The organism is Hahella ganghwensis DSM 17046, assembly GCF_000376785.1.
Lineage (GTDB): Bacteria > Pseudomonadota > Gammaproteobacteria > Pseudomonadales > Oleiphilaceae > Hahella > Hahella ganghwensis.
Window position 1 is genome coordinate 1 of sequence record NZ_AQXX01000043.1, and the last position, 10,119, is coordinate 10,119.

Genomic DNA, 10,119 nt, shown 5'->3' on the forward strand with positions numbered 1-10,119 from the left:
TGCACGGGTTCATCCCGAAACATTGCCATCCCCAAGACAAGCCAAAGTACTTGGTCTGATGGTAGTCGGCGCCTTCTAATCGTCGCGGAGGCACTCAAACGCAGTGCAGATTCAACCCATTCGACGGGGATGTTTTGAGTAAATGAGCTGAGGTCTGAGAAGTTAAAGAGGTCGCTGAGGTCGAGCAGGTCTTGCTGAAAATCCATAAAAAATCCGATGATGTTTCCATCATTGGATTTTCTATTAAGCCCTGCGCTAACTCAAACACTTAAGTGAACAGCATTGCGGCATCAGCCAGGCATTTTTGATTATGACTAACAAACCGGATTAATAGGCTCTGTTAGCTTTCATGGTTTTTTCAATCCAGTCAATATAACGGTATACACCAGTGTAGAAGCTACCAGAGTCTGGGTTTCCACAACCACCGCCGACGAAGCTCGCGATACCGACTAGTTTTTCAACACCGTTGTCATTCACGACCAGAGGGCCACCACTGTCGCCATTACAGGGACCTGAGTTGGGATCATAGATCGGCGTAACACAAAAACTGTTACTTGGAATGACATGGTTATTTTTCAGGTACTGAACGGTCGCAGGTACCTCATGAATCTCGCCAGTAATCTCATCACTGTTCGAAGACACCTGCTCCAATGTCTCGTTCAGTAACTCATAGTCACTGATCAGTGTGGCTTCTTCTGATCTCAAAGACTTGAACTCAGCCATATCATCAGCACTCAATGCCAGTTCCTGCTTCTCTCTCACCTCGGTGATCTGATCCACCAGGTCATTGATATCCAGAGAAATGAAGTGCTTGATCGCGTTCAGGTTCTCAAGATTCTTTTCCACTTCAGGAAGCTGGTTGTTCTGCTCTTCCACCGCCTGTTCAAACATTGGCAGAAAACTGGTTTTACAAACATCTGCTGTGTTTAGTTCAACCTCCAGGCTTTCCAGCCAGGAATAGCTGTATCCCTCTTCCACAACTTCTTCAATTTCCGCCTTGTAGCCGTTGTATTCAATCGACTTCACGTCCTCTTTATCTTCCTTGGCCAGTCCCCAGCCATAAAGCTTTGAAGCAGAAGCGGTAGCAGGGGCATCCTGCATCAGTTGCGCCAGCGGAGTGCTGGGGTCAGCCAGGTCTTTCAGACGAACCAACGCGATATCATTTTCGAGAATACCCAGTCGTCTCCAGGGACTTTCGTTATCGAAATATTTTGGATGGATCAGCACTCTGTCCACTTTACGAGTCTGAACGCTCTGGCGCAGGGTTTCATCATCCAGGCTATCCAGATCGTTGGTACCAATGACGACTTCAATATCGGTTGGTGCGGTGGAGTTAACACAATGAGCTGCAGTCAATACCCAGTCATGGGCGACCAGCATACCACCACAAAATTGTCGATCACTCGCTGCAACGTCCCCCACAGAGTCTTTCGTTGCCAACAGCGCGACCATCCAGGCAGGGGTTTCGCTTTCATCGACAATTGACCCGTTGATGATAGCCATACCTGAGCTACTGATCGTCCCAAGAATAGAAAGTGCTAACAGTTTGCTTTTAAGAAGCGTTTTTTGTCCCACTACTTTTTTGACAAATGGCATAAGTTCCTCAATTACCATGATAGAAACATAAGAGTGCCGCGGTGATATACATGCCCGCACCTCGACACCGGGGCGCATTGTCATAAAAATAAAAACTTTATTACATTAGCAATTTCACCTAACAAAAAGTTAATCTAATTAATTGATTAAAATAGATTTTCTTAAATTGATCACTGTTCACTAAATATACAAAAAACAGCATTGATTGCGCTTTTTTTAAGCAAAACCCTCTTTTATTAGTCCAAAGGATATAGGCATAAGGAGAATAAAAAATTTCGCCCCGGCTATCAGGTTTCGATTGCATGGTCTCGAATTTCCACTTAGACAGCTGGTCTAAGGTCAATGGCCTAATGGTGAAAACCAGATATTGAGGTAAGGTAGACAAGACAATACTGTTCAAAAATGAAACACCTCATCAACATTGTTGATGCCCTTCATGGCTTCTACAAATCAATAGCCGATTCAAATCAAAGGAAGGAACCCCCATGTATAAGAACGTTATTGTGCCTGGAATAAACCAGGCCATCCTCTGTCTGAGTCTCGCCTTTCTCGCGACCACCAGTCACGCCGAGACGCCTGTTGAGCAACATGGCCAACTACATGTCTGTGGGACCCAACTATGTGACCAGAACAATCAACCGGTACAGTTGCGTGGTATGAGTACTCACGGCATTCAATGGTATGGCTGGGGTCATTGCTTGACCGAGAAATCTCTGGACGTACTGGCTGATGAATGGAAGGCCGACATATTACGTATTTCACTCTATGTGCAGGAAGGCGGATACGAAACGGATCCGGAAGGTTACACCAATCAGGTCTCCCAACTTATCAATGAAGCATCTGAACGGGGCATGTACGCATTGGTCGACTGGCATCAGCTTGATCCCGGAGACCCCAACGCAAACCTGCATTATGCACGACAGTTCTTTACCGATATAGCTAACCGGCATAAGGATCAGGTCAATATCATTTATGATGTTGCCAATGAGCCCAACGACGTTTCCTGGTCAGCCATTAAAAACTACGCGGAACAAATGATCCCGGTCATCCGGAATATCGATCACGACGCCTCGATTTTTATCGGCACCCATGGCTGGAGTTCTCTTGGAGTTTCTGACGGGCGCTCATCCTGGGATATCATCAATAACCCGGTGCAACACAGCAATATCATGTATACATTCCATTTCTATGCGGCTTCCCATCAGGATGCCTATCTGAATGAGCTGGATCAGGCGTCAGACCGCCTGCCGATTTTCGTCACCGAGTGGGGATCACAAACCTACACAGGAGATGGTGATAATGACTTCGTCATGGCCCAGCGTTTTCATGACTTGATGAATACCAAAAAAATCGGCTGGACCAACTGGAACTTCTCCGATGATTTCCGCTCAGGTGCGGTTTGGAACAGCGGCACCTGTGCCAGTGGCCAATGGACTACGGAGAACATGAAAGAATCCGGCGTCTGGGTCAGAGATAAACTGCGCTACCGGTAAGCTGCCTTACAGTTTCTCCCCAAGGTGTCAGACTCGCAGGGTCAGACACCTGTCCTGGAAACGTCGGCACAGATATCTTCATCGGTAAACATAGATATTCACTCCAACGGCAGACCCGAACACGAAGTTGGTCGGATCTGCCGAAGAGAATGCCGTATGCGCCTTAAACCAGTGACGGTTACCGGGAGCCCCAGGGTCACACCACGAACCATTGCCGGATTCCTGATACAACCAATGCAGGGAGCCATCGTTTCGCGCCATTAAGCCGATGGAGAAGAGATGTCTGGCAAAAGGTCGTCTGACATAGGAATCCAGATAGACATGGGAGGCATTAGCATAATTGGCGACCACATTTTTCAGGTCTGTCACTTCCTGACCGTACCCTATTTTTCCAAACAGGGTTTCGATGCCAGGCGTGGTTTCAACCACCAAGGTAATACCGTGGGAGTTCCGGAGTATCGTGTCAACGATACTACTCGGCATTGTGTAACCACTGGCTTCCCGAATAGGATGTAAGTCCAACTCCAGCTCATCATCGTCGTAATCCCATTAGGTCGCATTGTTCTGATTGGGCAATTGGGTATTGTCGTCATAAACCAGGTTGCCTGCGGCAAGACCTTGTTCGTGGAGGGATTTCAGCCCCCATGCCGATGTACAACACCCGCACGAGGTCTGATCAGTCTGTTGCGCAGCAGTACCGTAATCAAATGGCATACCGAAGCTCCTTCTATAGTTAGAACATGATGACTACATACAGCTAACAATAAAGAACGCGCCTCTGTACGGAATATGCCGTCAGATTGTTGTGTTATAAAAACTCTCAGAGAATGAGGAAAACGATCACAAGAATGTAAAGGATGTCAGGCCCGGTAAACTTGTACCCAAGCCGGATACTCGCCCCCTACCAATGACTCTCCTATGTTCTATTCAGAATCTTTATAGAGAACCGTGACATCTTCAATTACCGACTGTGTACCACTTCCACCAAGCCCCCTGACAATAACGGTCCAATTGTTTTCCCATTCATATTGAATACCCGCATTGGTAATGTCCTCCGACATCCTGTAAATGGGAGAACTCACCACATAACAGCTATCCTTTCGCTCCGAATGCAACAGGATTCCGGATTTATAGGGATAGTCTCCCTCACAATTAAATCGTATTGTTGAAATGTAATTTCGACCGTTAGGCGAAGCCACTTTTTCAAGTGTTTCCCTGGAGCATTTCGCCGCCAGCTCCTCTGGCTCAAATTCATAATCGACGTCACAACATGAAGTCATCGTCAGAGCTATAAGAACGAATGCGAGCAATCTAATCATTCAAGTCGAATTCCTGATACAACCAATACAGTGAAGTGCCATTACCCCAATGGAAAAAGGTACCTGACTCAGCAAACTACGTCTGAATCTGGAACCTTTTCAAATAAACATGAGCCCCGATCAGGAGAGCTCAGAGAACTTCAGATTTTCGCCGACATAACGCAGAAAATCCGGTAATGGGACATAGCGGTCATAACCCGCTGGATTCGCCTCTCGAGTAGGGAATAGCCATTCACTGTCTTTACCATCCTCGATCCAGGTCAACAGATTGTAGTGGGAAGGTAGTGACACGACATACCCGATACTCTTGTCCTCCGGCAGGCCTTTCTTCCATGCAAGCTTTCCTGCACTGTCCGCAGATTGAATATCCTGCTGGCTTCCTACCCCTGTCGCCCACTCAATCGCCCGGGTTAACTCAATAAAGCCAACCACTTTCGCTGCAGCACTATCCAAGCCACGCCAGAAGTACTCTCCCGGCGGTTCATAAACCCAGGGCAATACATCGTAAACTAGACCTGTCGGATATTGAATGGCCACCAGAAAGTGGACATTGGCGGCTTTCCCCGGAGAGCTTCCAGCCGTCCATTGAGGTGTTTGTGTTACCATTCTGAATCTTCTCCTAATGAAACCGCATCTTCGTATGCACCGGGATTCTGTCACCTCCATTTGTTTGTAAAACGGGTCAGTTGGAGAGCAATATCAAATGAATGACCGTATTGAAAATTAGTTTTCAATAGGGCCGACATCCATCCCGTCATAGGAATCCAGCCCCTGCTCATGTGCAAGTTTGTATAGGTCGTTTCTTCTATCCAGGCTTTGAGGGGTGTGAGCTTCTACTTTTTCAACATGCAGCCAATATTTATCAGGCTCAGCAGGGTCTTCTTTCTCCGATAGGTAGATATCAACAAAACGGTAACCTTGAGATTCCAGCACACTCTTCACCGCTTCCAATTTCGCAGGCTCGTGATGGATAAAGAAATACCCCCACAGCATTTCACCTGACATATCCCAATCAGTATTCGCCCGAATTCTGGAAAACATATCTTCTAACTGGTCGATATAAATCACTTTCCCAGGAATTTCCGCCATCCCCTGCTCTTCTGCTAATACGCCAAATGTAAGCAGTGACATCAGCAATACTAGAACTCGCACCATAAACTCTATTCCCTACTTTCAGACACTATCGATACCCAAACCTTTCTCGCCAAGATTAAGGGAAAAACTGGCTAAACCCTCTTAGTGCGCCCCTTTATTCCAAGCTCTTGCTCAAGACTGCCCAACTTTCTCTCTTTACAACTAACAAGCGCCCGATAACTTCTCAGAAATACACCGCTATCCACTCCCCAGGAGTACTTTCCTTTATTCACAATCACCGCCCCCTCAGGAAATACCTGTTTCACAGGGCCGTCAAATGTAAAGCCATCAGGAACGTAGATGGCCTTATGCAATGCGGGATTTTTAACTTCCATATAAAAGGGATTGTCTTGATGAATGACTGCCATATCCCGCTCGACGCTAAAACGTCGTTTATTGTAGAAATCAACAATACCCAATTCATGGGTCGCATACGCTAAAAACTGCTTAATTTGAGTTGTTCCTATTTGCTCGTGCTCAATGATCAGCTCCCGGTACTTCTTTAAGAGTAAATCCGCTTCTTCATCAGAGACATCATTCACCAGAATCGTATCCTCACCAATCCCCTTGACCGACTGCCACGCCTGATCTTTGCCGTTAAAAAAGACAACACCGCGATCTGGTTGCCCTTGGACACCGGGAGTCATAAGCTGACCAGCCCGATCACAGCCTTCGGGATACACTAATGGTTCGCCACCATCATGTAGTTTCGGAATGTAGATGACAAAACGCCTGGTTCTGTTTACTACAGATAAAGCCTTTCTGAAATCGACCGGTTCCACTTTAAGTAATGGCAGGTTGTCTATACTCGTCAAAATTTTCCTTTGGGTATTAAATAATCCTGAGATAGATCGCTCGAAAATGCGTCCTATATATTACCAGGGTGTCTGACCCTGCGGGTCTGACACCTGTCTAAAGCTAATCAACGGGGTAGACCCATTTGTAGCAGATCAACTCTAAAAGCTTCTATCAAAACTCATAGATGATAAAACCTATTCTCTTTATATGTCTATTCAGGGTTCCATGAAAAATCGCAGGCATTTTTTTGAAGAGCCGGTCTGAATTGACGTTTGTGAATATATAGAGCAAAACCCTGTTGCTTCGGCTACGCCTGAGTTATTAGGCAATACACGGTCGATTATAGCTGTTGAGGTTGATGGAATTGAAACTCTCAGCTTTAAATATTCGGAGGGGACACTGACGGCTCTCGAGGATATTACTGTGCGCTGGCTGGAGCCTAGATTTCTAGAATAAAAAATAGATAAGATTCTTTTTAAATTTTATTATCTATATCCGGGCACCATTAACTCGCGCCCAGTTATATCACTAGCTATCTGGTCAATAAAGTTGTCTGTAGCTTTGTTCATAAACTCTGTTAAAAGCCAGTTATGCTGGCATTCAAAATGACAAAGAAGCTTTTTAGGGTCATAACGCGTCAATTCGCTTAATCTATGCATAGCAACAAATATTAAAGATGGTACCGGCCAATTCAATAGGTCAGAGGCTCTATCATTTCTTTTATAATACCAAAGCCTTTGATCACCATGTATGTATTTTATATCTCGCCTAATTTTTTGATGATAAGATAATAGCTCATTAATTCTATCTTCCTTCGAATTTAAACTTTCATCCCACCTAAACCGTTTTTTTCTGCGTATTATAAATTTATCACTAACACTCTTATCTATCTCCCACCCCCTCTGACGATCCATAACTTTATTATCGCAGTATTTTTCATCTGCAATTTCAGCACAAAACCAAGCTTCAGAACCACCATTTTGCCGAACAAAGTGAGGATCTTTTAGCGGAATAAATAATTCTTTAGAGCATCTGTAAGTAACAGTATAAGCTCTATGAACAAACGGAATATTATACATAACATTCTTCAATGATACGTCAATCCCCGAAAAATTTGAGCCGTAGTACTTATTGATAGAAAAAAATATACCATTGCTCTTTATTGTAGAGATTTCATTACATAGTGAAGTTCGCATACCGGTAGATTTTCCCGAAACTCCATGTAGTTGCGAGTACTTAATCCCTTTAGCTTCAAGTAATGCTTTTACGGCATTGAGAATACAGTAGTAGGCCAGAATAGCTCTAGACTCATTAGGCATCGAAAGGCTAGCTCTATAAAAGTTTTCTGCTTGCTGCCACAATATCCTGGCTTTTCGGTTTGAGTTTCTTTTAAGCCAAAGCTCAACATAATCATACTTATCAGACACCAATACCGTGGGTGCTTCAAAGTCTGGCATAACAAAAGCCTTATGAGGTCTTATTTTAGACTTTCTAAGCAAAATTAAATCATGCCCCACAGTTTTCACCCACATAAAAATGCAAAATCTTAATCAATTAACACTAATCACATCACACACTCAACTAAATTTACTCTATCCTATTTATGAACGCGATTATCTTTCCAGGATTAATAGGAACTCCGCTACAACCAAGTTTCTCCCATACTTTAACTATATTTTTTTCATCCTCATTCAGAACTTTCCCTCCTCTTCCGGAAGGACAATCACCACAAGCAAGAACAATATTAACATTATCTCTATTAACATGTATTTTTAGGCATATTGAAACTTCATCTCTTTGTCTTTTTTTTACTTGATCAATTATCCAGCTCGGCTTTATTTCAGACAAGTCACGCCCCTCTCCATTGATTTATATTTTGACCATATTCACTCCCTATAAACAAACCAAAACAACCATCAGAAATTGATTAAAACATATGTAATACCATGACAGCCCTTTCATAACTCAAGTATTACTAGCTATATCTAATGACAATGATACCCCCCAGTTTTATGATTCCTATGACACCCATTACTATCAGTTCCACCTGAATGAGCCATAGCAAACGAAGAGATACCTACCACCAATAACATTGCAATGAATAACTTTCTCATAATTCATTCTCCATCATGTATGCACAAAGATGCCCCTGATTTACAAACAAGGTGCACACAACAATAACTGTTAGATTGATCTTCTGATTAGAAAGGTAGAGGAAAGAACAAAGCCGCAGAGACAGTTCCCTAAACTTCCTGATTTCGTATTCAACAGCCATACTTCAATCCATCTACTTCCAGGGCTTACAGGATGGCTTTCTGCTGAACCATCCTTCATCGAACCAGAATGATCATTTTTTGATCACCCTATTTTTCTCAGACTAGACGATTATCGGCATTTGGAAAGGTGATTTTTTATAACTTATAGTTAGTAACTTATCTGGATTGGGAATAGCGGGAATTGCGGAACTTAATTCGTGATTCGCGGAAGCGCTGAAGTCTGACCTGATGAATGTTACCGCCTGGAAGTGGGTACCCAAAACGAGACTATTCTTATGATGACAGAGTATTTTGAGAGAACATGATCAGACCCATATACGAGCCTCCCAAGTCCGATCTACAATGCGATCAAAATTTATCCCCGCATCGAATTTATTGATCTGGCGGGTCCGGTCTCGCAAGACGTCATTGATGATTATCCGGGTAGTCTGATGCGCAAATACGTGCGCAGCTAAACATTGTTTATGCGAGCCCTCGAAGTCCCAATATTCCACTGGTGAACTATTCCTATATCGATCGAAAAATCCTGGTCCCCCATGCGCTGCGCGCGCGGGTACCATTGCCTCATCCATTGAATCGCGGGAAAGCGGAGGGGCTTTCTGCTGCTTTAAATTTATGACGTTCCTAAATCTTTCATTGTGCGCAACAAGCTAAAAATCAATAACTCCACTCTTGAGTACAACGCCAGCAATAAAAAATATAATGCCTGTAATCAGTAACTGGACACTTAACTTGGTAGACTCTTGCAAACAAGACTGAAATTCATTAGAGGGTGAATAGTAAATATTCACTACTGCGCCCGGTGAATATTGGAGAAGCAGTTCTTCAACTTTGTTCAGTTGAGTGGTTCCAAGAATGCGAACATTTTTATAGATGCGTGTATTCGTATATTTTTCACCATCAATAATATACTCATAAGTAATTTCTGGTCGGTAGTACGATTTACCACGACTTCGATAACTCACAAGCTCTGACCGGGTGATTTTTCCATCGGTTTGCTTGTATTTTTCACCAAAGTTTATATTGCTATGGCTAATGACATAGATGAGACAGGCAAGGAATCCTATTGCCATAAAAATATATGACAGTACACTTGGCCCGCTTCCAAGCATTTCAAAAAACATATCATTAGCCTCTAGTTGTATTACTGATTCCCAGCCCGGATTTCTCATGAAACTCTAACAAAGAACGGCTGGTAGGTGTCTAGGGAGGCTCTGAATAACTCCCCAAATCAGTCATAATACGGCCAACTTCACTCATCAGGAATACTATCCATGGATCAGATGACTTTCTCCGAAGCTGAATACCAGAATAAGAAGCGTAAGACCCGCCGGGAAATCTTTCTGGAGCGAATGGATAAGCTGATCCCATGGAAACGCATGGAAAAGAAGATCGCCCGCTATTACCCCAAGGGCGAGAACGGCCGCCCTCCGTATCCGTTATCCACCATGCTTCGTGTCCACTGCATGCAGCTATTTTATAACCTCAGCGATCCTGCCATGG

At 43.9% G+C, this 10,119-nt stretch carries 14 protein-coding genes; 2 read left to right on the forward strand and 12 right to left on the reverse strand.

Translation table 11 applies throughout. The features are described 5' to 3' along the window. Positions 1-206, reverse strand: a 206-nt coding sequence (locus F566_RS0101015; protein WP_020405116.1) for a transposase domain-containing protein, incomplete at its 3' end; no start/stop codon positions are given. 121 nt (positions 207-327) lie between these two features. Continuing rightward, positions 328-1,596, reverse strand: coding sequence for a trypsin-like serine protease (locus F566_RS36540; protein WP_020405117.1), 1,269 nt, complete (start codon positions 1,594-1,596; stop codon positions 328-330). A 485-nt stretch (positions 1,597-2,081) separates the two neighbouring features. On the opposite strand from F566_RS36540, the gene F566_RS0101025 reads away from it, so the two are divergent. After that, positions 2,082-3,089, forward strand: coding sequence for a glycoside hydrolase family 5 protein (locus tag F566_RS0101025; RefSeq protein ID WP_020405118.1), 1,008 nt, complete (start codon positions 2,082-2,084; stop codon positions 3,087-3,089). A 78-nt stretch (positions 3,090-3,167) separates the two neighbouring features. Here the strand turns inward: F566_RS0101025 and F566_RS0101030 are convergent, their stop codons facing one another. The 10 genes from F566_RS0101030 to F566_RS0101075 all read right to left on the reverse strand — a co-directional run bounded on the left by F566_RS0101030 (position 3,168) and on the right by F566_RS0101075 (position 9,788). Beyond that, positions 3,168-3,572: a hypothetical protein gene (locus F566_RS0101030; RefSeq protein WP_020405119.1), complete on the reverse strand. Its 405-nt coding sequence runs from the start codon at positions 3,570-3,572 to the stop codon at positions 3,168-3,170. A 66-nt stretch (positions 3,573-3,638) separates the two neighbouring features. After that, positions 3,639-3,803, reverse strand: a complete 165-nt coding sequence (locus F566_RS36645; protein ID WP_020405120.1) for a hypothetical protein — start codon at positions 3,801-3,803, stop codon at positions 3,639-3,641. 209 nt (positions 3,804-4,012) lie between these two features. Further along, positions 4,013-4,408 (reverse strand): hypothetical protein, encoded by a 396-nt coding sequence (locus F566_RS0101040; protein ID WP_020405121.1) that lies wholly within the window; start codon positions 4,406-4,408, stop codon positions 4,013-4,015. Between the two features lie 120 nt (positions 4,409-4,528). After that, positions 4,529-5,014: a hypothetical protein gene (locus tag F566_RS0101045; protein ID WP_020405122.1), complete on the reverse strand. Its 486-nt coding sequence runs from the start codon at positions 5,012-5,014 to the stop codon at positions 4,529-4,531. A 117-nt stretch (positions 5,015-5,131) separates the two neighbouring features. After that, positions 5,132-5,563 carry a ribonuclease E inhibitor RraB gene (locus F566_RS0101050; protein WP_020405123.1) on the reverse strand — a complete coding sequence of 144 codons (432 nt, stop codon included), beginning with the start codon at positions 5,561-5,563 and terminating at the stop codon, positions 5,132-5,134. A 71-nt stretch (positions 5,564-5,634) separates the two neighbouring features. Next, a complete protein-coding gene (locus tag F566_RS0101055) occupies positions 5,635-6,357 on the reverse strand; it encodes a hypothetical protein (RefSeq protein ID WP_020405124.1) in 723 nt (240 codons plus the stop codon). A gap of 468 nt (positions 6,358-6,825) precedes the next feature. Further along, positions 6,826-7,872, reverse strand: a complete 1,047-nt coding sequence (locus F566_RS31505; protein WP_020405125.1) for a YaaC family protein — start codon at positions 7,870-7,872, stop codon at positions 6,826-6,828. A 55-nt stretch (positions 7,873-7,927) separates the two neighbouring features. Beyond that, the gene (locus F566_RS31510; protein WP_020405126.1) at positions 7,928-8,188 is read right to left on the reverse strand and encodes a hypothetical protein; all 261 of its coding nucleotides are present in this window, start codon (positions 8,186-8,188) and stop codon (positions 7,928-7,930) included. A gap of 137 nt (positions 8,189-8,325) precedes the next feature. Then, complete coding sequence (locus tag F566_RS38105) at positions 8,326-8,454, reverse strand: YHYH domain-containing protein (protein ID WP_157496551.1); 129 nt, start codon at positions 8,452-8,454, stop codon at positions 8,326-8,328. A gap of 812 nt (positions 8,455-9,266) precedes the next feature. Beyond that, positions 9,267-9,788 (reverse strand): DUF3592 domain-containing protein, encoded by a 522-nt coding sequence (locus tag F566_RS0101075; RefSeq protein ID WP_083920971.1) that lies wholly within the window; start codon positions 9,786-9,788, stop codon positions 9,267-9,269. A 102-nt stretch (positions 9,789-9,890) separates the two neighbouring features. Here F566_RS0101075 and F566_RS0101080 point away from each other — a divergent pair. Continuing rightward, positions 9,891-10,119 (forward strand): IS5/IS1182 family transposase (locus F566_RS0101080; protein ID WP_020405130.1); only part of this gene is annotated, 229 nt, incomplete at its 3' end.